Below are 19640 nucleotides of genomic sequence, written 5' to 3' on the forward strand. Positions count from 1 at the left end.
TACACGGCCCCTAACGCCACGCCATCATCGCCGTCAGCATCCGGCAGCAGACTCACCTACTCACCCACATCGGGTAGCCCGTAATCCTTGTTATTCTGGGTATTAGTATCGCGCAGGCTGTAATGGCTGACGGCTTGCGGGGTAATGACGTTAACCGGCGCTGCCTCACGCAATCTGACGCGTTCAGAAAAAATCAGCTTGTGTGGAGTGACTTTGACGATATAGCCATATTCCTCCGCCAGACGGCGCAAAAAAGCCAGGTCGGTTTCATGTTGCTGCGTCACCCGGTCAAGGGGCAGTGGCGCAATATGCCCTTCCAGTGTCAGGTGATGTTTTTGTGCAATACGCCGGGCGATAGCCGCCAGGCTGGTCTGCTCAAACGCCCGGTAGCTACGGGTCCGTAGCCCCACCGTCACCGAGGCGGATAACCCGCGCAGCGACACCGTATCAGGCGGGCCAATGAGTTCTATTTCATCAATAGAAAAGATACCACAGGGACGTAATGGCGCGCCGACCATGCCGAGCGCCAATGAGAGCGTATCGCCTTTACCCGAATACCAGGCCCCGTGCCAGCGCCCGGCGCTGTCTTCCAGTTCGACCGTCAGCTCGTCAAACTGGCCACTGAGCTGATCGGTAAAGCGGATCCCGAGCACGTCCGGGGTGATATCGTGCGTGATGTCTTTTGGGCCATAATGCAGGGTCCAGGTTGGGGCCGGTACCGCCTGCTGTCTTTGTGTCGTTAACGCAACCATGGCGGTGTCTCCTCCACGGTGTCCTGTGCGTTAATCAGCGGGATAGCGCCAGGGTGATGCCGGCAGGCAACACCGGTGTGATCGGAATAACTGGATTGGCGGCAATGATCCGCACATAACCCAATGCGTCACCGTAATAGTGGGCGGCCAGCGTATCCCAGCGCTCGCCCTCACGGGTAATATGCTGCCAGGCACCCTGGCTGTGTGCTTTTTCATGTTGGCGTGCAGACATGGTTTTTCCTCCTAGCGACGCGTCATCAGATGACCGGTCAAACGGCTTAGCATCGGAGCGACGTCGTTCCAGGTACTGACCGCACCGCCCACCTGACCGGCCACCGTATCCAGCACCCCGGGCAGTGCCTGGCTGGTACCGGGCGTCAGGGTGTCCAGCGTGTTCTTCGCCTGGCTGGCCGTGGTCACCACCTTGCCCGCCGCACGGGTCAGGCTACTCGCCGCAGAAAAATGGGCCTCCAGGCCCGCGAGCATCGATAGCTCATGCATCAACGGGATAGCTACCTCACCCAGGCTATTATCACCCTAGTGACGCGTGTTAACGCCGCGACTGGATCCGTTTTCATCTAACGCACCACCCGGATCGAGTGTGAGGCCGTGGCCAGTGCCGGCGGCTTAAGCAGTTGGCGCAGATCGCCGGTAAATTTACGCAGACTGATATCGACCTCCAGACATTGGGGCAATACCGTCGGCATGGGCCAACAGCGTGCGACCGGTGAGCGTGGTGATCACAAAATGCCCCAAGTACTCGCCATTGCCGAGCACAAACGCCAGTGCCTGATGAGCACGACAGGCGGCCTGTAGCCGTTGCAATTGCGCGGTCGGTTGACAGCACTGCTGATGAAACCGCACGCTTAAACTGTATTCATCGCACTTGTCGCCGACCCACTGCAGGCCCGGTTTACGGCCAATGCGCGCCTGCTCGGCAAACTCACCGTCAAGGGGGGCTTCCAGCGCGGTAAAGCCGGTCTGTAACAGCACTTCAATTTCGCCCAGGATCGCCAGCATCAGTGAAAGTCCCGCCGTTGTTGTTGGTGCATCAGCTGCGCCAGGCGTTTTTCCAGCTCACGCACACTGATAGTCAATGCATCACGCAACGCCGCCAGGGTCGCCCGAGACTGACCGTTCATCACAATCTGCGGCGCAAAAGTGATCTGCGTTCCTGAAAATGCCTTCCCCTGACCGGCAGGGGGGATCGGGGGATCAGGCCAGTTGGGCACACGCGGGAACGGTGGTTGCATCAGCGGCATCAGGCCGCCGACGGCATGTTCTAACGCGGGCGTGGTGCGGGTAATGCCCAGCACCGCGCCCTGCACAATATTATCCCCCAATCCGGCAAAGACCGTTGAGGGACTGTGTATGCCGAGCGTCTCCTTAAACCAGCCCGACACACTGTCACCAAAATGGACAATCGTCTCTTTGGCGGCGGTTAAACGACTCTTGATCCCGTTGACCAGACCATCAATCAGCTGGCAACCTGCATCGGTAAAGTGGGCGGGCAGTTCAACATGGAAATAGCCCATCACTCCGGCGAAGGCTTTATAGAACAGCCCCACGGGTGACCAGTTAAGGATAAGCACACCGACATCAGCCATACCGCCGGAAAACGCCTGTTTCACCTCGGCCCAACGGGCGTTAAATAAAGCGCTTATCGGCGTCCAGTAGCGGACAATAAGGTAAGCGCCGGCGGCAATCGCAGTGATCGCAAGGCCTATAGGGGTAAACATCAGTGTCCGCCCCAGCCACAGCAGTGCGTGTCCGGCGAGGCGCAGGCCCGTCACCAGCCCACCGGCTAACACCTTGCCCAATCGACCCACACTGCCCGCCAGTCGGCTTAAGCGTCCCCCCATGCCAAAGGTGGTGCTGAGTAATAACCAGCCGGTACGCAGGCGGGTAAATCCGCCCCACAACAGGCGTATCGGTGAACCCAGCAGATTAAGTGCCAGACGAACAGCCAGCTGTGCACCCTTAAACACCAGGATAGCGCCCACAGTTTTAGCGATACCGCTGACCAGTTGAGGGTGGGTCTTGACCCAACCACTGGCTGCATTCAGATAAGGCAGAACTGTTTGCGTTAACGACAGTACAGCGGGGGAGAGTGATTCACCGACACTGAGTGACAGCTCTCGACTGGCAACGCCTAACTTTTTCATCTGCTCAATCGGTGAGGCCAGCCGTTTTTTATAATCGCCTGCCAATACATCCTTGTCCGCAGCCGCCAGGGCCTGGGCGCGGATTTGCCGGTACTTGTCCATGTTGGCCAAAATTGGATGCACAAAGGCCATCACCTGCATATCGGCAAACAGTTCACCTAAGGCAAAGTTCTGCCGTAAAGCGAGTAATACCTTATCGCGCGCGGTATCGTCCTGCAGCGCCATCGCTGATTTAAATTGTGCCAGCGCCTCGGGACTCTTCTGCGCCAGATAGCTTTGCAGGGTATTCATCATCCCTTCAATCGGCGAAATCCCGTGCGCTTTTTGTTGCATTAAGGATTTTTCAATATCGATACCGACATCCGCAAAACGTTTTGGGGTTTCCGGTGCATACGGTTTTTCAAGAAAGTTATTAAAATTGTTTGCCGCTTTATCGGTGCTACCTGCGCCCATTTTGGCTACCTGCAAGGCGGCGATCATCTCCGCGACGGCCGCCTTGCCCTGGGCCACGTTGGTCATTTGTGGGAGGCCATCAGATACCTCTGACCATACGGATAATCTCGCCTACGGCGGTGGCGGCATCCATGGCCACCCCCACCGTTGAAGCGGGCAGCCCGCCGCCGGTTAACGCGCTTTCTGATACCACCCGGCCTTCACTGTCGGTCTTGAGCAGTTCACCGGCGCTAATCGCGGCACCGGCTTCTACCGCCATGATGCCCAACACATTAATCGGTACGCTGTCCCCTTTTTTACCGGAGACCTCGGCGACACCGAGTTCCGTCCCTGTGCCCTTAAAGGGTTTTGCCGTAATCCCCACCAGACGGCGAGCGGTTAACGCCTCCACCGCCACCACGGTCGTGGTTAGTACCACCTGTTGCGTGACCATCTTTTACGCTCCTTTAATACCGCTAATCAGATACCCGGCTTCACTGCCCACCATCGCTACCTTGGAAATATCGGTGTAGCGGATATTCACCACCTTACCGCCGACACTGTCAAAGCGGTCGGCCAGTGGCATTCCCTGACGGCGGAAGGTGTAGCCAAAAGACGGCCTATGCTCATCCGCACTATCACTGCCGGCTGACGGAAAATTGACGACATGCAGCATCAGGTTGTCTTTCCACAGGTCGGTGGTGGTTTTACCGTCTTTCGCCAGCTGAATGGGTGCGCCAATCAGCACCTCATCCACCTGGAATAAATCTTTTAAAATCTCGGTGGTGATACGTTTGCGTTCGTTCCCGCCCAGCTCGTCTTGCAACACTTATGGAAGCGCAACAGCGCCACCATGCTTACCCCCATGGTGATCACATTGGGGCACAGGCCGATATTGGCCCGGACTACTACCATCCCGGCTTCAATATCTTTCAGTGGATCGCCATTTTTCTTGTTCCAGGCGGCCTCTCCCGTCAAGGTTTTGGTGGCGTTGATGGCATAGACCGAAGCCTATTGCGCCAGCTCGGCGACATACTGCTCACGACGCAGCAAAATACCGTCGGTAGCCTGTTTAATCGCCTTGATTTCTTCATTGAACATTAATTCCGCCTGTTTCTCTCTTAACAGGATATTGCTGTCCGCCCCGACAGCCCGTTTGGTTTCATACAGCGCCAGGCGGCCCTTGCCAAAGGTCGGCACCTTGACGCCTTCTTTTCCTACCCGGACGAGAGGAAACAACTTTTCCCAAAGCAGGCTGGCGTTGCGGTATGCAGCGGCAATATGGGTGAGCACCGGGTCGTTGACGCGTTTGCTTTTTTAATAATCAGACATAGGACTTTCCTGACAGGCAGCGCTTCACCGTCGCTTCGTAAGAGATGGACTCACGCGCCTTAAGCGCCATGGCCTGTTGATGCAGCGCATCCGGATCGGATGCTCGCTCACTGAAGGTCAAACTTTTTGCGGCGTGCTGAGTCTACCCGGTACCGCCTGTGGGCGAAAATCAACCAGCGGGGCGGATGAGGTTAGCAGCGATTTAACCGCTTCTACCAGTGGACGGGTGTGGCTGCCTTCGGTAAACTCCAGCGGTTTTTCACCTTGGGTTAGTGCATCCAGTAACGCGACGACCACTGGCTGTCCCGCCGGGGCCAGTCGCCCGTCGTTCATCAACGTTTCGGCAAAGGCCACACTGGCGTCATGAGCGACTTTAGCGGCCTGCTCTGCCTTTTCGGCCTGATGGGCACTAATCGGTTGCTTTAACGTCGCGTTCTCGGCTTCCAGCTGCTTTTCGATTTCGTTTTTTTCCACAGTGAGGCTCTCCGTTGTGGGATAAGGGTTGACAATCCCAGGCTCAGAAAACGCCAGGGTCCTGGTGGTTAGCGCAGGGGGATCAGACGGGGTACCCACGTAGTGGTTCAGTAACGCCCGTAACCGAACCAGCAGCGAGTCATGGCTGTCATCCAGATCTTTAGTAAATTCCACCACCCCGTCCTCGGTGTCCGCAAAAGAGACCGCGCGCAGCCCTTTAACAGCAGGCGGTTGTGCGCCAAGAAAACCGACATGGCGTAAATACAGGGCACCCGGAGCCGGATTATTCGGCGCGTGGGGTAAATAGAACGACGCCGAGATTTTTTTGTAGCGGCCCGCCGTCACCGGTTCAGAAAAAGCCGGATCAACCTGCTGCGGCTCTGCCAGCAGATCACGTCCTTGCGCCGACAGCTGTTTGATCCAGCCGTAAGCGGGTGCATCCGTGGTCGGATGGCCGGTCACTATCGGGGTTTCATGTAACGCCGGATCGTAGGCATCCGCACAGGCGCGTAAATCCTGCTCGCTCACGTTCAGGACCTGCCCGTGGCTATCCCTATGCCGACCGCGCGTAAAAATATGCAGGGATTTCATGGCACCTCCATTAATGGCAGCAGTGTATGCCAGGTCGGCGCATTTCCCTTTTAAAGGGCTTTAAAGGTTTTCATTTGCGTCTATTTTTGAAAGCAGATGAATGACGAGGCGGCTATCAGGGATAACCGTGTCAGTGAGGGGTTTATAAAGCTTTATAAAGGGCGGAAACACGCTCGGGTATCGCGTTGTATCATTTAACCTCCCGAGCGCGTCAGGCAGCGCTTAGCAGTGAGTGGCCTGTTGCAGATAATCAAGGACCTCATCGAGCAGCTGGCGTTTGACTTCAGCCTGTAGCTGTCCCCCCTCGAATACCGGAAGGTAAGGGCGCAGGGGCAGCGTCACTGACCTACCGCGTCCCGCTTTTCCACCCTGTTGATGAAGTCGGGCATAAACGCGATTCGTGCCGACCAGTACCTGGTGCGCATCATATTCCGGCGTCACGCTGCGGCGTAAATACTCGTCCTGGGAGAGCGTCATGCACTGGCGGGCCAGTGCCGCGACCGACGGTTGCCAGCGTGGCCGCTCCTGCGCTTCAAGATTCAGGTCGGTGGCGGTTTTCAGCGTTTCAGACCAGCGGCACATCAGCGGGGTCAGGTTGTAAGCAGCGTTCTCCAGGTGCTTCAGGGCCAGTTTAAGATCGTTATCGGTTATCTCAACCGACAGAATAGTAGAGGTCATTCCGTTCTTCCCACAGTGTTGACGGCTAAGGGGGGTAACGGCCCCTGATAGCGGGTTAAGTCCGGTCGATACCCTTCACCGGGATTATACGACCAGCCGATATCTGGGGAAAACACCGTATGCGGGTCGAGCGTCAGCTGAGCTACCGGCTGCATTTCGCCAGTTTTGCGCGAGACCACTTGCAACGACCAGCGCAGGCGGTCGCCGGACGTTTCCACCGTTAGCCCGCGCGCTTTAACATCACGCGCTGACAGGACCGTCCGCAACTCCAGAAAATGCAGGCCCTGTGGCAGGCGATGGCCCAGGAGGGCATTGTTCGTGATGCGTCAGCAAAAGCCCTGGCACACTTTGTTAAACGGGAAACCGGCTGCGATTCGCCTTACTGGCTGGATAGCCAACAGGCCAGCCAGGTTATCGAGAAACTCAAGCAGTGGCAAAAACGCGTGGCGAGGGCAGCATCATGCTAGAGAATACCTTTCGTAGCAAAGGGCCGGAGTTACTGGTTGAGCTGGCCGAGCACACCGCCCAGACCGTCAGGCAGATTATCGACGTTGACCCCGCTGTTGCCAGCCAGATAGGCGATGCCGTCGCCAGTCAGATGATGGCGGTGGTCTGGGGCGGGCAAAATGTCTATTTCCCGATGGGGCTGATATGGAAAGTCAGCCAGCACGACCGGGAGATATTTGCCGACTTCAACGGCCATAACCACCACGCGCTGGCGCGTAAATACAAAGTCTCGCTACAGTGGATTTATTCGGTAGTTCAACGGGTTAAAAAAGAAGAGCTGGCACGCATCCAGGGCACTCTGTTTGAAGATGAAGATAAGCCGTCTCAATGACGTTTCTTGTTGCACATAGTGAAACTTAATTACCGTAACCTGTCCCAGATAGATCCAGTTTGTCCCAGGTAGATCCACATTTATCGCACGTTTCCCTTTTAAATATCTCACGTCCTATCAGCAAGCCGCAGGATCGCAACCCCTTCGGCAGCGTCGCCGCCGACGGCAGCTAAGCCTTTGGCTTTCTGCGTCAGTTTTTGCCAGGTGTGGGCGTCTGCCTGCACGGCGAGGCGTGCAGCTACGATATCAGTCCGGACGAAGATTTTATTATCGACCTGTCGGGTGAGCCGAACCGGCTGATCGTGACCGATCTGAGCAGGCATGGCTTTAAGTTCGCCAGCGTGCTGGGCGAGCTGGCAAAGGAGTTTGCCTGCGATAAGCCCTTTTCGTTTAACCTCGCGCCCTTCTCGCTGGGCCGCTTCGCCCGCTAGCCGCAGAGAATAAAGCCTGACGCTGGCGCGTCAGGCGCTGTGGCTTACTCTTTCTCCGGCGCCGGGATCGACATCGTCAGGCGGCCGCGCGATTTATTAAAAATCTTGTTGCCGTTTTCCCGACCGGCGCGACGCGCGCGCTGCTCTTCCGGCGACAGCTGCGCCTCTTCCATACAGAGCGGGCTGCAGCAGTTTTGGAGCTTCTCTGTGCAGCGCTGACACTGAATAAACAGCAGATGGCAGCCATCGTTCACGCAGTTGGTGTGAGTGTCGCACGGCGCGCCGCACTGATGGCACTGCGCCAGCACATCTTCGGAAATACGCTCGCCCATGCGTTCGTCGAACACAAAGTTTTTGCCTTTGAACCGCACCGGCAGACCCTGTTCGCGCGCGCGACGCGCATACTCGATAATCCCGCCCTCAATGTGGTAGACGTCGTCAAAACCGTTGTGACGCATCCAGGCGCTCGCTTTCTCGCAGCGAATGCCGCCAGTGCAGTACATCACAATTTTTTTGTCTTTCTGATCTTTCAGCATGTCGACCGCCATTGCCAGCTGATCGCGGAAGGTGTCGGCCGGGATCTCCATGGCGTTGTCGATACGCCCCACCTCATATTCGTAGTGGTTGCGCATATCGACAAACAGCGCGTTGGGATCTTCAAGCATGGCGTTGACCTCCGCCGCTTTCAGGTAGGTGCCAACATCGCTGGCGTCGAAGCTCTCATCCTCAATGCCGTCCGCGACAATGCGGTCGCGCACCTTCAGGCGCAGCACCCAGAAGGATTTGCCGTCGTCGTCGAGCGCCAAGTTCATACGCAGATTGTTGAGCGCCGGATCGAAGCCGTAGATAAAGGCCTTCATTTTTTCATACAGGCTGGCAGGCACGCTGATCTGCGCGTTGATGCCCTCTTTCGCGACATAGACGCGACCGAATACCTTGAGTTCGGTCAGCCCGAAGTAGAGCGCATCTCGAAAGGCTTTCGGATCGGCGATTTGAAAATATTTGTAGAAAGAGACGGTGGTGCGCGGTTCGGTTTCCGCGAGCATGCGCGCCTTCAGCTCTTTATTGTTAACAAGGTTGTGTAACACTGGCATGGTGTTCATTCCTGTTGGGAAGAAAAATTGCGCCGCACATGATACAGCAATGCGTCAGGATGCAAAGGAAATTGATCGCGATCGCGGTTCCGCCCGGGCTGGCAGCGCTGGCACCGACGTCCGGCGCGTGGCCCTAATCGCCCGAGTTTATTTCAGCTCAGTGGAAAAGCTGGCACAATAGGGGAAATCAACGAGATATTTGCACCGGTGGGTGCCTTGCGCAGGATAAACTTTTTCATATGACCCAGCTGCCTCAATTTTCCCGAGAACTCCTTCATCCCCGCTACTGGCTGACCTGGATCGGTATCGGCTTTCTCTATTTGCTGGTGCTGCTGCCCTACCCGCTGCTCTACGTGCTGGGCTGCGGCCTGGGCCGCATCGCCATGCACTTTATGAAGCGGCGCGTCGCTATCGCCCAGCGTAATCTGGAACTCTGCTTTCCCGATATGCCCGCCAGCGAACGCGAGGCGATGGTGAAGCATAATTTCGAATCGGTGGGTATGGGGCTGATCGAAACCGGCATGGCGTGGTTCTGGCCTGACTGGCGCATCAAAAAATGGTTCACCGTCTCCGGGCTGGAGCATATCCAGAAGGCAAAGGACGAGCAGCGCGGCGTGCTGCTGATCGGCATGCACTTTCTGACGCTCGAACTGGGCGCGCGCATCTTCGGCATCTATAACCCGGGCATCGGCGTTTATCGTCCGAATGACAACAAGCTGCTGAACTGGCTGCAGACCTGGGGCCGCATGCGCTCCAACAAGAGCATGCTGGACCACAAAGATTTAAAAGGCATGATCCGCGCGCTGAAAAACGGCGACATTATCTGGTACGCGCCGGATCACGACTATGGCCCGCGCAGCAGCGTGTTCGTGCCGTTTTTTGGCGTAGAGAAAGCGGCCACCACGGTCGGCACCTATCTGCTTATCCGCAGCGGCAAGCCGCACGTCGTGCCCTTCGTGCCGCGTCGTCTGCCGCACAGTCGCGGCTATGAGATGCTGATCATGCCTGACGTCATCGCGCAGATGCCGCTGGAGAGCGATGTGGCGACCGCCGCGCAAATGAACAAAGTAGTGGAAGAAGGGGTGCTGCTGGCACCTGAACAATATATGTGGCTGCACCGTCGTTTTAAAACGCGTCCCGAAGGCGAACCTTCGCGCTATTAACTGCAGCGGCGGGAATGCCCATTCCCGCCTGCCTTTTGCTTAATCTCTCCTAACGTTAACAAAACTGGCCATACGGAAATAACTGCCTAATTAATCAGGTTAAATTTTTGCAGACCGCTTTTAACGATCCAAGCTAAACTCCAGTAAGGCTTATCCGGTTTGCGCGGCTGAAATAATTGATTACGGACGCTAAAATAATCACACTGCCTCTCAAAGGTTAATTGCCTTTTCGCCAGGATAGCCGCTACTAAATTAATGTTTACGCTTTTTCTGAGATGGCCCTGAATTATTTATATTCTAGGTCTTTTTCTATTTATCAAGTGAAAACACTTTGTCTTGGCTTATGTGTGAAGAAAAATTAACTTATTTTACAAGCGATTGTTCTGGTCCATGCTGGCTTATACTCATAATAATTTTTTTATTATCATCTTTAGACCTTTATGGATTTTGAACATTCAGAAACATCTCGGTAACTTCGCCTCAGACAGCGAGATAATTTATCTGTGTTTAAAAAATAAAAATATTATACACAGCAAATCTCTAGTGGGAACATAAAAATGAATAAAGGCATCTATTACTACGTAAATATCAGTACCGATCAGGAAAATTATCACTATCTGCACTGTAAAGAGTGCAAACGCATGCCTAATAAAAATGACATGGTATTTATTGGCACTCTCTATAACCTGAACCAGGCATTATCTATTGCCCGCATTAATTTCAAAAAGGTGAAACGCTTCATCAAATGCTGCATTCGCTATTCCGCACCGGTTATCCGCGAAACGGTGCGCCCTGTACTGCATTTCCCGGAGAAGTCGCTGTGAAACCGGGATGACTTTCTTTCCCGCCTCCTCTTTTTCACCCGTCATCCGAAAATTTTCGTCTATCCTTCTCTGACATCCCGTTAATCAGGCAAGGAGAAAAGTGATGAGCATGTTCAGTACCTTAGAAGAAGCCATTGATGCTGCACGTGAAGAGTTTCTCGCCGATCATCCTGACATTGAAGAAGAGGATGCCAGCATTGGTCAGTTTGGTCTGCAGAAGTACGTGATGCAGGATGGCGATATCATGTGGCAAGCTGAGTTCTTTGAAGAGGAAGGCGAAAGCAGCGAATGCCTGCCCATCTGCAGCAGCGAGGCGGCGCAGGCCATTTTCGACGGCGATTTCGATGAGATCGAACTGCGCCAGGAGTGGTTAGCGGAAAATACCCTGCACGAATGGGATGAGGGCGAATTTCAGCTGGAGCCGCCGCTCGATACCGAAGAAGGCGAGACTGCGGCTCAGGAGTGGGATGATGACAACAGCGAATCCGATCGCCTGCTGTAACTACTCAGGGGCCGTGCTGGGCGTCGCTCGGCAACAGCAGCGTATCCACCACCAGCGACAGCGGCAGGTCAAGGATCGTCACCACGCGCCGTCACACACGTTCCACTGCACGCCTGGATAGTATTGATTGCCGTGCCCCTATCCGGGCATGGCGCGGCTGATAGTACTGCCGCATCCGCTCAGCAGCAGCGCCCGTTAACTTCAGTAAACTTTTCACTTGCGATACTCATTCTGGTCAGCGGCTATTGTAGAGAATTCGTCCTGTCCGTCATGCCTTTATTCTGCCAAAAAAGCGTAATGATGACGTTAACGCCGACACATCCGTGTCAGAGAATAAAAAAAGCAGCATTGCTGCCGCTTTTCTCAGGAGGTTTAGCTCTCTCTGGGCGGCAGCGCCAGCGGATTAAGCGCCAGCTTCTGATAGCTATCTACCCACAGATGATACTTCTCGCCGTTCTCCCACAGGCGCGAGTGAACGCGCGCCAGCACCACCGGATCGCTGATCAGCTGCAGCCGCTGTTCGCGGTTCAGCTTCTCCGGCGCATCGCTCAGCGCCTGATCGACGCGGCGGTCGCGCGCATGCTCCAGCAGCTGGCTCTGCTTGTGACGCGAGGTCGCCAGCGCGGTGGCCAGCGCGTTAAACGCCGGGTGGAATAGCGCATGCATAAAGCCGTGCTTCAGCGCACGCTCGCGGTTGAGCTGCAGATAGTGGTCAGTATCCACCAGCTCTTTCGGCGGTTCGAACTCTTCCGGGATCAGGAACAGACGCATGCGCTTGCTCTTCAGCCCCACCGTCGCGCGGCTCGACATCACCGACACAAATGGCGACAGGATCAGCGAGAAGACGATCGGCGACAGCCACCAGAGGAAGTTCAAGTCCAGCAGCCCCATGCCCACGGCCCAGAAGATGCCCAGCAGCATTTGCGAGCCGTGACGGCGGAACGCTTCGCTCCACTGCGTGGCGTCGTCGTCGCGCTGCGGCGAGTTCCACACCACTTCCCAGCCGAGGAAGGCGCTGACCACAAACACGGTGTGGAATAGCATACGCACCGGCGCCAGCAACACCGAGAAGAGCATCTCCAGCAGCAGCGAAACAAACAGCCGGAACGCGCCGCCGTAAGCCTTCGCCCCTTTGCACCAGATCAGCACCACGCTCAGCAGCTTCGGCAGGAACAGCAGCACCAGCGTGGTGGAGAACAGCGCGATCGCCAGCTCAGGACGCCACTGAGGCCAGACCGGGAACAGCTGTCGCGGCTGCAGGAAGTAGGTCGGCTCCATCAGCGTATGCACCACCTGCAGGGCATTGGAGAGCGCGAGGAACATAAACCAGAGCGGTGCTGAGAGATAAGACATTACGCCGGTCAGGAACACCGCGCGGTGCACCGGGTGCATGCCCTTCACCAGGAACAGGCGGAAGTTCATCAGGTTGCCGTGACACCAGCGGCGGTCGCGCTTCAGTTCGTCCAGCAGGTTCGGCGGCAGCTCCTCATAGGAACCAGGCAGATCGTAGGCGATCCAGACGCCCCAGCCAGCACGGCGCATCAGCGCCGCCTCGACAAAGTCGTGCGACAGGATTGAGCCGGCAAAGGAGCCCTCGCCCGGCAGCGGTGCCAGCGCGCAGTGCTCGATAAAGGGCTTCACGCGGATAATGGCGTTGTGCCCCCAGTAGTGCGACTCCCCCAGCTGCCAGAAGTGCAGGCCAGCGGTGAACAGCGGACCGTAGACGCGGGTGGCAAACTGCTGGCAGCGTGCGTAGAGCGTATCCATGCCCGACGCCTTCGGCGACGACTGGATAATACCGGCGTTGGGGTTCGCTTCCATCATGCGCACCAAACCGTTCAGACACTCACCGCTCATCACGCTGTCGGCGTCCAGCACCACCATATAGCTGTAGTTGCTTCCCCAGCGGCGGCAGAAGTCGTCGATGTTGCCGCTTTTACGCTTCACGCGACGACGGCGGCGTCGATAGAAAATTTTGCCCGCGCCGCCGACGTCACGCACCAGCTCCATCCACGCCTTCTGCTCCGCAATGGCAATATCGGGATCGTAGCTGTCGCTCAGCACATAAACATCGAAGTGATCGGCGTTGCCGGTGCGCACCACCGACTCCCAGGTGGCGCGCAGGCCGGCGAACACGCGCTCGACGTCTTCGTTGCAGATCGGCATGATCAGCGCGGTGCGGTGCTCAGGGTTGAGCGGCTCGTCGCCGGCGGTTGAATAGGAGATGCTGTACTTGTCGCGGCCAATCAGCAGCTGCAGGAAGCCCATCAGCGCGGTCCAGAAGCCCGCAGAGATCCAGCAGAAGAGAATGGCGAACAGGAACAGAATGCCGGTCTGCAGTACGTAAGGCAGGATCTGCATCACCGACTGCTGCCAGTTCTGATTCAGCATATCCATCAGGTCGAGCAGCGTCCAGCCCTGGTAAGGCAGGATGGTTTTCATGTACCAGATGGTGATAACGGTCTGAAACAGAGTGAGGATCAGCAGCACATAGCGGCGAATCGAGCCGACTTGACGCCACTTCTCCTCGGCTCGCTGCTCTTCCGCGTTGGCGTAGCGGTGGGTCAGCTTCTCGCCACGCAGCGAACGCCAGGCGCGCGCCAGCGGGTTGGTGCGCCAGATCTCCGGGAACATCATCGAACGCTTCACCTTCGGCATCGCCTTCAGGGTGGTGCGATCAAGATAGTCCTTGCCGAACTGTTCGCCGTCGGCCACCGCGTCGGGCCACGCCATTTTGACGCGTGCGGAAACCGACTTGAGCGGCACATCATCGGGACGATCGCTGGCGGCCACATCTTGGCCAAGCGCATCGTGAATAAAATGAAACGCCTCCGCATGCTGCAGCGAGGCGCCCAGATCTGCCTTCCTTGACGCATCCAGCGGCAGGGCTTCCACGTAGTTTTGGGGAATAAATGTCGGATTATTCATTGGCAGGAAACTGATAGCTCCAAGTTTCCGTCAATATCTTGTCGCCGCTAACCAGCGCGGCGCACATCTCGGTAGGCTGCTTGTTGTCTTTGACGCGCAGACGCAGCACCAGACGCCAACCTTTGGTGACGGGATTATAGCGCACGCTCTGCTCGACCACTTCGCCGTTGTCACCCACGCTGACCTGCGGCGCGGCCTGGCTGTTTTCCGGCATCTGACTCATCGCTTTGCCAACGAAGTCGATGGTGAAAGCGATAGAGCCGTCCGGCTGACGCACCAGATTCGACTGCTTGACGTCGCCCACCGAGCGCAGCGTGTTTTTCACCCATGCGGTGTCGTCGGAGTGAAGCTGGTTTTCGTCGCGCGTGAAGTGCAGGCGATAGCTGAAGTTCATCTCTTTGCCCGGATCCGGCAGGTTTTCCTGCGTCCAGAAGGCGACGATGTTGTCATTGGTTTCATCGGCGGTCGGAATTTCAACTAGCTCAACGCGCCCTTTGCCCCAGTCGCCCAGCGGTTCTACCCAGCCGCTCGGACGCATATCGTAGCGGTCATCGAGATCCTGGTAGTGGCTGAAGTCGCGGCCGCGCTGCAGCAGACCAAAGCCTTTCGGGCTTTCGATGGTGTAGGTGCTCACCGCCAGATGACGCGGATTGTTGAGTGGACGCCAAATCCACTCGCCGTTGCCGTTATGGATCGACAGCCCGTCGGAATCGTGCAGCTCCGGACGAAAGTTGGTCACCGGCGACGGCTGGTTGGCGCCGAACAGGAACATGCTGGTCAGCGGTGCCACGCCGAGCTTGCCGACTTTTTCGCGCAGGTAGACTTTCGACTGCACGCCCACGGCGGTCTCTCTGCCCGGACGGATAGTGAAGCGGTAGGCGCCGGTGGCGCGCGGCGAATCGAGCAGCGCATAGATTACCAGCTGTTTATCCTGCGGCTTCGGCCGCTCGATCCAAAACTCCCTGAAGCGCGGGAACTCCTCGCCCGACGGCAGCGCGGTATCGATCGCCAGGCCTCGCGCGGAGAGGCCATACGCCTGATCGGCACCGATCATGCGGAAATAGCTAGCGCCGAGGAAGCTGGTGATTTCGTCATCGTTATCTTTTTTATTCAGCGGATAAAGCACCTTAAACCCGGCGAAGCCCAGATTTTTCACCGCGTCCGCATCGTGTTTCACATTGCCGAAATTGAAGTACTCAGGGCTGTATTTGATTTCGCGTACCGCGTTAGCCGTTACCTCGTTCAGTTTTACCGGCGTGTCGAAATACATGCCCTGGTGGTAAAACTCGAGTTTGAACGGCGTACGCAGTTTGCCCCAGTACGCTTTGTCGTGGTTAAACTGGAGCTGCTGATAGTCAGCAAATTTCATTTCACGAAACTGAGAGGGTAAATTGCTTTTTGGCGCTTCAAAACTTTTCCCTGCGAGCGATTTGGCTTCTTTAGCAACATCATCAAGATTAAACGCCCAACTATTATTGGCGTACAACACCAGCAGAACTGCCGCACCGACCCAGCGCATCTTCATCAGTCCGCCTTTATTTTCTACTTTATTCAGCACATCCCCCCCTTTCGTGTGCCAAGTGCAAACCTGCTTATCTTAAAGGACTATTAGGTTTTCGGACAGCATATCCCAAAGAATGTTCCGCGGTTTCGTAAGGGGTAGCCCACTTTTAGGACAATTAAACTCTCCAGAATCAACTGATAGTATAGGCAGTTTACAGATGGGTAGAATTCCGCGCCAGCATCATCCAGTTTCAGGGCGAAGCTGGTCAAAACGGACTAAAAAAAATGGAATTTTATGAGCACAGCAAAACCTGAACGTGAATATTTCCTCGATTCAATTCGGGCATATCTCATGCTGCTGGGAGTGCCGTTTCACGTCTCTCTGATCTATTCAACGCAGAAGTGGACCGTTAACAGCCAGGAGGCGTTGCTCTGGCTGACGGTGCTGAACGATTTTATTCACGCCTTCCGCATGCAGGTCTTCTTTGTTATTTGCGGCTATTTCTCCTACATGTTCTCTCTGCGCTACGAACCGCGCCGCTGGCTGAAGGTGCGGCTGGAGCGCGTCGGCATTCCGCTGCTCACCGCCGTGCCGCTGATTACGCTGCCGCAGTTTTTTATGCTGCGCGCGCTGTCGGACAAGCTGCGCGACTGGGACAGCCTGACGCTTTACGGCAAGTTCAATAACCTGATGTGGGAGCTGATCTCCCATTTGTGGTTTCTGCTGGTGCTGGTGATCCTCACCACGCTCAGCATACTGACCTTTAACTGGCTGCGTCGGCAGCAGCATCACATCGACTACAGCCGCATCGGCTGGGGCAAAGTAACGCTGGCGATAATGGGCTATGCGCTACTGTGGGACCTGTTCCGCCGCGCGGTGTTTACCTTTTTCCCGGTTCTGCTAATGGACGGCCTGTTCAGCATTATGGTGATGCAGACGCTGCTGTTTCTGCCCTTCTTTATGCTCGGCATGCTCGGCGCGCTGGCGTGGAAGCACCCCCCGCCCTCAAGCAGCTGTTTGTGCGCTTCAATCCGGTGATGTGCTTCGGCGCGATAGGAGTATTTATCGCCTACAGCCTGAACCAGCGCTACAGCAGCGGCGACGGCTGGCTGTATGAGATCGACGCGTTGATCACCACCCTGATGGGCCTCTGCATGCTTAACGTCTGCTTCTGCGTCGGCCATCGCCTGCTCAATGCGTATTCGCCGCGCATTATGTACCTAGTCAACACTCGCTGTTTATCTATCTGGTCTACCATCCGCTGCCCCTGCTCTACGGCATCTTTATTACGCCGCTGATCGGCAGCGACACGCTGGGCTTTTTCGTCGGGCTGGTAATGGTGTTCGGCGTGGCGTTTCTGCTTTATGAAATCCACCTGCACATTCCGCTGCTGCGCTTTCTCTTTTCCGGCAAGCCGCAGCGTAAATAACGCCAGCCTGTGCAGCGGGGCGGCAGCGCTACAGCCGCCCTTCTGTCCGTGCATCGGCGCGTCCTCTCTCTAAGGCGCGCACAAGAGCGGCGTCAGGCAGTAAGTCACGGGGGGCGTATTGCCCCGCCCTCCCTGTCGTCCTGACCTAGCGCCGGGCGCCGTTACAGCAGCCACTCCACCGGCAGACGCCACACCAGCCGCACTAGCAGGCGCTGCACCCAGGTGCAGCGTGGCTTATGCTTGTGCACCTGCTCCTGCGGCTCGCCCGCATACTCCACCCAGTTGACGCGCCCCCACTTGTCGAGCCGCAGCGACCAGGCGCGATCGCGCATCGCGGTGCTGAAGCGCTAATGGGTTTGCTGCGCCAGCGCCTCGCTCTCAATTACCAGCCCCATCTCGGTATTCAGCACCTAAAGGAGCCGATAAACAGCGTCTGCTGGTCAACGGTGAAGGTTTTGGCGTGCAAGCTGGAGCCGGAGTTATCGGTCAGGCCGCGATCGTGTGGCGCATCCGGCACGCCCGAATGCGGCTTCAGCTCATAGAGTTCGATGCCGCGCCGCAGCAGCTTCTTGCGCCATTTGGCATAGCCGGCATGCACCACCGAGACGTCTTTGGCGGCCAGCGAATTGGTGAGAATGGCAATTTTCACCCCGCGTCGCTTCAGCGCCAGCAGCTGGGCGACGCTGGCGTGCGTCGGCACGAAATAGGCGGAGATAATATCGAACTGCCGCTGCGGCGCGCCGATCACCTCCAGCATGCGTGGCAGCAGCAGGGTTTTGCGCTTCGCGCGCCCCAGCCCTTTGCGCGGATCATCACTCAGCAGGCGCGCCCGCGCCCAGGTCATGCGCAGCGTGCCCTGCTCCGGCTGGGCGACAAAGTGCGAACTCTCCAGCCGCGCCATATAGCACTGCACTGGCTCGCTGTCGCGCCACTCCGGCGGCAGCGAGACCGATCCATCCTGATGCGCCTGCTCATCCAGCACCTGCCTAAGCGGCGCGACCGGTTTGCTGTTCCAGTAGCGCTTAAAATCCTCGGTTACCTCTGCCACCACCGGGCCGATCGCTAGTATGTCGAGATCGGCGAACAGCGGCTCGCTGCCGGTGGCGAAATATTCGTCGCCAACGTTACGTCCGCCGACGATGGTGGCCACGCCGTCCACCGTAAAACTTTTATTGTGTATTGTGCATGCGGCGATTGAGCCGGGCGAAGTCGGTGAGGTAGCCCAGCGCGCGGACGGTGCGGAACGAAAAGGGGTTGAACAGCTTTACCGAGATGTTGGGATGACGATCGAGACGGGCCAGCGTATCGTCGAGGCCGGACATATTGTTATCATCCAGCAGCAGCCGCACCTTGACGCCGCGCCCCACTGCCTCCAGCAGCGCGCGGAACAGCAGCCGTCCCGACATATCGTTTTGCCAGATATAGTACTGTACGTCGAGGGTGCGCTCCGCTTTGCCCATCAGCATATAGCACGCAGCGAAGGCGTCCAGCCCGTCGGCCAGCGGACGAATACCGCTCAAGCCGGGGTGGCGCGCGCTGCGTGGGCCGACAATCTCCTCAAGCCAGCTGACGGAAGAGAGGTCAGCTGGCAGGTTTAATACTTCGGTCATTAGGGCTCCCTGGGTTATCGACACCCCCTTATTATTTAACGCTTCCGCCAAATTGCCTATACACGCCGTCTGAGAGTGGCCGTCCAGCTGCATTATCGACAGAGAGCTGGGCGGCAGCGAAGCGTGCCTAGATATTCTCGGACTCAACTACTATCCCGACAACCACTGGTTTTTCCCCGGCGAGCCGATGCCGCAGGTGCATCCGCTGCGCCAGCCGCTGCATCGCCTGCTGGCGCAGTGCTGGCAGCGCTATCAGCGCCCGCTGCTGCTGGCGGAAACCAGCGCGGAAGGCGAGGCGCGCGCGCCCTGGCTGCAGCACGTCAGTAAAGAGGTGATGCTGGCGCTCGATCAGGGCATCGGCATCGAGGGGATTTCGCTCTATCCGGTGGTGGAGTATCCCGCCTGGGCGGAAGACCGCCGCTCGCCGAGGGCGCTGTTCAGGCTGGGCGATCCCAACAGCAACCGCACGCTGCACGAAGGCTTAGCGCTGGTATTGCGCAGTCAGCAGATCAAGTTTCAGAAGCGCTTTCAGGTGGGGTGAACCGGCGTTTTTTTCGCCGTACAGCGCTGTACGTCCCGGGAGGGTCCGGCAGGATGGCGGACGTCGGTCAGCCTGGTCACTAAAAAGAGAAATACCACGCCGATTAAACAGGCTGACAGTAGACCGATAATGGCGATCAGTTTTTCATCGCGCGATTCCATACTCTCTCCTTTTTAGACGACGCTGATACCTGTGGCTCCCGTCAGCTCATCCAGAGCGTCACCATAAGAACGAAAATTATCAGCGTAACAGAGGTCACCACAAGCACGACGATGGCGAAGTGCACGTCGTCCAGCGACTGGCGAAGCGGCTCATTGTGCGGATCGTACGGCGGCGGTGGAAGCATAGGTTC

General features: G+C 57.0%; 17 protein-coding genes and 8 pseudogenes. 8 read left to right on the forward strand and 17 right to left on the reverse strand.

The window, feature by feature from the left end; genetic code table 11:
• Nucleotides 1–56: 56 nt before the first annotated feature.
• The 10 genes and pseudogenes from EIO60_RS03880 to EIO60_RS03925 all read right to left on the reverse strand — a co-directional run bounded on the left by EIO60_RS03880 (nucleotide 57) and on the right by EIO60_RS03925 (nucleotide 6642).
• Complete coding sequence (locus EIO60_RS03880; RefSeq protein WP_258575943.1) at nucleotides 57–752, reverse strand: phage late control D family protein; 696 nt, start codon at nucleotides 750–752, stop codon at nucleotides 57–59.
• Nucleotides 740–984 (reverse strand): annotated as a pseudogene (locus tag EIO60_RS03885) (tail protein X). The gene EIO60_RS03880 and the pseudogene EIO60_RS03885 overlap by 13 nt, the downstream one beginning before the upstream one ends.
• 11 nt (nucleotides 985–995) lie before the next feature.
• On the reverse strand, nucleotides 996–1175 hold the full coding sequence (locus tag EIO60_RS03890) for a hypothetical protein (RefSeq protein WP_258575944.1): 180 nt from the start codon (nucleotides 1173–1175) through the stop codon (nucleotides 996–998).
• Between the two features lie 234 nt (nucleotides 1176–1409).
• A complete protein-coding gene (locus tag EIO60_RS03895) occupies nucleotides 1410–1772 on the reverse strand; it encodes a phage tail protein (protein WP_258575945.1) in 363 nt (120 codons plus the stop codon).
• Nucleotides 1772–3436 (reverse strand): phage tail tape measure protein, encoded by a 1665-nt coding sequence (locus EIO60_RS03900; protein ID WP_258575946.1) that lies wholly within the window; start codon nucleotides 3434–3436, stop codon nucleotides 1772–1774. The genes EIO60_RS03895 and EIO60_RS03900 overlap by 1 nt, the downstream gene beginning before the upstream one ends.
• Nucleotides 3437–3449: 13 nt before the next feature.
• Nucleotides 3450–3788, reverse strand: coding sequence for a capsid cement protein (locus EIO60_RS03905; RefSeq protein WP_258575947.1), 339 nt, complete (start codon nucleotides 3786–3788; stop codon nucleotides 3450–3452).
• An 18-nt stretch (nucleotides 3789–3806) separates the two neighbouring features.
• Nucleotides 3807–4642: pseudogene (locus EIO60_RS03910) on the reverse strand (hypothetical protein).
• A gap of 156 nt (nucleotides 4643–4798) precedes the next feature.
• The gene (locus EIO60_RS03915; protein WP_309484678.1) at nucleotides 4799–5746 is read right to left on the reverse strand and encodes a peptidase; all 948 of its coding nucleotides are present in this window, start codon (nucleotides 5744–5746) and stop codon (nucleotides 4799–4801) included.
• Nucleotides 5747–5968: 222 nt separating this feature from the next.
• Complete coding sequence (locus EIO60_RS03920) at nucleotides 5969–6424, reverse strand: phage virion morphogenesis protein (RefSeq protein ID WP_258575948.1); 456 nt, start codon at nucleotides 6422–6424, stop codon at nucleotides 5969–5971.
• A complete protein-coding gene (locus EIO60_RS03925; protein WP_258575949.1) occupies nucleotides 6421–6642 on the reverse strand; it encodes a hypothetical protein in 222 nt (73 codons plus the stop codon). Before EIO60_RS03925 ends, EIO60_RS03920 begins: the two co-directional genes overlap by 4 nt.
• Nucleotides 6643–6678: 36 nt before the next feature.
• Here EIO60_RS03925 and EIO60_RS03930 point away from each other — a divergent pair.
• From EIO60_RS03930 to solA, 3 genes and pseudogenes are all read left to right on the forward strand, one after another.
• Nucleotides 6679–6891 (forward strand): annotated as a pseudogene (locus tag EIO60_RS03930) (regulatory protein GemA); the annotation flags it as partial.
• Entirely contained in the window at nucleotides 6885–7262 is a 378-nt protein-coding gene (locus EIO60_RS03935) for a Mor transcription activator family protein (RefSeq protein ID WP_258575950.1), read from the forward strand. The pseudogene EIO60_RS03930 and the gene EIO60_RS03935, both read left to right, overlap by 7 nt.
• Before the next feature lie 122 nt (nucleotides 7263–7384).
• Nucleotides 7385–7693, forward strand: a pseudogene (solA, locus tag EIO60_RS03940) (N-methyl-L-tryptophan oxidase); the annotation flags it as partial.
• Nucleotides 7694–7737: 44 nt separating this feature from the next.
• On the opposite strand, the gene trhO reads toward solA, so the two are convergent.
• Complete coding sequence (trhO, locus tag EIO60_RS03945; protein WP_258575951.1) at nucleotides 7738–8787, reverse strand: oxygen-dependent tRNA uridine(34) hydroxylase TrhO; 1050 nt, start codon at nucleotides 8785–8787, stop codon at nucleotides 7738–7740.
• A 239-nt stretch (nucleotides 8788–9026) separates the two neighbouring features.
• Here trhO and EIO60_RS03950 point away from each other — a divergent pair, with 239 nt between their 5' ends.
• The 3 genes from EIO60_RS03950 to EIO60_RS03960 all read left to right on the forward strand — a co-directional run bounded on the left by EIO60_RS03950 (nucleotide 9027) and on the right by EIO60_RS03960 (nucleotide 11276).
• Nucleotides 9027–9950, forward strand: coding sequence for a Kdo(2)-lipid IV(A) acyltransferase (locus tag EIO60_RS03950; RefSeq protein ID WP_258575952.1), 924 nt, complete (start codon nucleotides 9027–9029; stop codon nucleotides 9948–9950).
• A 557-nt stretch (nucleotides 9951–10507) separates the two neighbouring features.
• A complete protein-coding gene (locus EIO60_RS03955) occupies nucleotides 10508–10774 on the forward strand; it encodes a hypothetical protein (protein WP_258575953.1) in 267 nt (88 codons plus the stop codon).
• Between the two features lie 103 nt (nucleotides 10775–10877).
• Nucleotides 10878–11276, forward strand: coding sequence for a MysB family protein (locus EIO60_RS03960; RefSeq protein WP_258575954.1), 399 nt, complete (start codon nucleotides 10878–10880; stop codon nucleotides 11274–11276).
• Nucleotides 11277–11280: 4 nt separating this feature from the next.
• On the opposite strand, the pseudogene EIO60_RS03965 reads toward EIO60_RS03960, so the two are convergent.
• From EIO60_RS03965 to EIO60_RS03975, 3 genes and pseudogenes are all read right to left on the reverse strand, one after another.
• Nucleotides 11281–11465: pseudogene (locus EIO60_RS03965) on the reverse strand (YceK/YidQ family lipoprotein).
• Nucleotides 11466–11648: 183 nt separating this feature from the next.
• Nucleotides 11649–14204, reverse strand: a complete 2556-nt coding sequence (mdoH, locus tag EIO60_RS03970) for a glucans biosynthesis glucosyltransferase MdoH (protein WP_258575955.1) — start codon at nucleotides 14202–14204, stop codon at nucleotides 11649–11651.
• Nucleotides 14197–15732 carry a glucan biosynthesis protein G gene (locus tag EIO60_RS03975; protein ID WP_258576057.1) on the reverse strand — a complete coding sequence of 512 codons (1536 nt, stop codon included), beginning with the start codon at nucleotides 15730–15732 and terminating at the stop codon, nucleotides 14197–14199. Before EIO60_RS03975 ends, mdoH begins: the two co-directional genes overlap by 8 nt.
• A 270-nt stretch (nucleotides 15733–16002) precedes the next feature.
• Between EIO60_RS03975 and mdoC the strand changes: the two are divergent.
• Nucleotides 16003–17137 (forward strand): annotated as a pseudogene (gene mdoC, locus EIO60_RS03980) (glucans biosynthesis protein MdoC).
• Nucleotides 17138–17298: 161 nt separating this feature from the next.
• On the opposite strand, the pseudogene EIO60_RS03985 reads toward mdoC, so the two are convergent.
• A pseudogene (locus EIO60_RS03985) lies at nucleotides 17299–18747 on the reverse strand (phospholipase D family protein).
• 94 nt (nucleotides 18748–18841) lie between these two features.
• Here EIO60_RS03985 and EIO60_RS03990 point away from each other — a divergent pair.
• Nucleotides 18842–19288, forward strand: a pseudogene (locus EIO60_RS03990) (beta-glucosidase); the annotation flags it as partial.
• On the opposite strand, the gene EIO60_RS03995 reads toward EIO60_RS03990, so the two are convergent.
• Entirely contained in the window at nucleotides 19276–19449 is a 174-nt protein-coding gene (locus EIO60_RS03995; protein WP_258575956.1) for a hypothetical protein, read from the reverse strand. The pseudogene EIO60_RS03990 and the gene EIO60_RS03995 overlap by 13 nt on opposite strands.
• 41 nt (nucleotides 19450–19490) lie before the next feature.
• Nucleotides 19491–19634: a hypothetical protein gene (locus EIO60_RS04000; protein WP_258575957.1), complete on the reverse strand. Its 144-nt coding sequence runs from the start codon at nucleotides 19632–19634 to the stop codon at nucleotides 19491–19493.
• Between the last annotated feature and the right edge of the window lie 6 nt (nucleotides 19635–19640).

Source organism: Candidatus Pantoea persica, assembly GCF_013753875.1.
Lineage (GTDB): Bacteria > Pseudomonadota > Gammaproteobacteria > Enterobacterales > Enterobacteriaceae > Pantoea > Pantoea persica.

Excerpts from the sequence above, each read along its gene's own strand:
- EIO60_RS03880 (WP_258575943.1), bottom strand. The coding sequence starts at position 752 with ATGGTTGCGTTAACGACACAAAGACAGCAGGCGGTACCGGCCCCAACC.
- EIO60_RS03895 (WP_258575945.1), bottom strand. The coding sequence starts at position 1,772 with ATGCTGGCGATCCTGGGCGAAATTGAAGTGCTGTTACAGACCGGCTTT.
- EIO60_RS03900 (WP_258575946.1), bottom strand. The coding sequence starts at position 3,436 with ATGACCAACGTGGCCCAGGGCAAGGCGGCCGTCGCGGAGATGATCGCC.
- EIO60_RS03915 (WP_309484678.1), bottom strand. The coding sequence starts at position 5,746 with ATGAAATCCCTGCATATTTTTACGCGCGGTCGGCATAGGGATAGCCAC.
- EIO60_RS03920 (WP_258575948.1), bottom strand. The coding sequence starts at position 6,424 with ATGACCTCTACTATTCTGTCGGTTGAGATAACCGATAACGATCTTAAA.
- EIO60_RS03935 (WP_258575950.1), top strand. The coding sequence starts at position 6,885 with ATGCTAGAGAATACCTTTCGTAGCAAAGGGCCGGAGTTACTGGTTGAG.
- trhO (WP_258575951.1), bottom strand. The coding sequence starts at position 8,787 with ATGCCAGTGTTACACAACCTTGTTAACAATAAAGAGCTGAAGGCGCGC.
- EIO60_RS03950 (WP_258575952.1), top strand. The coding sequence starts at position 9,027 with ATGACCCAGCTGCCTCAATTTTCCCGAGAACTCCTTCATCCCCGCTAC.
- EIO60_RS03955 (WP_258575953.1), top strand. The coding sequence starts at position 10,508 with ATGAATAAAGGCATCTATTACTACGTAAATATCAGTACCGATCAGGAA.
- EIO60_RS03960 (WP_258575954.1), top strand. The coding sequence starts at position 10,878 with ATGAGCATGTTCAGTACCTTAGAAGAAGCCATTGATGCTGCACGTGAA.
- mdoH (WP_258575955.1), bottom strand. The coding sequence starts at position 14,204 with ATGAATAATCCGACATTTATTCCCCAAAACTACGTGGAAGCCCTGCCG.
- EIO60_RS03995 (WP_258575956.1), bottom strand. The coding sequence starts at position 19,449 with ATGGAATCGCGCGATGAAAAACTGATCGCCATTATCGGTCTACTGTCA.
- EIO60_RS04000 (WP_258575957.1), bottom strand. The coding sequence starts at position 19,634 with ATGCTTCCACCGCCGCCGTACGATCCGCACAATGAGCCGCTTCGCCAG.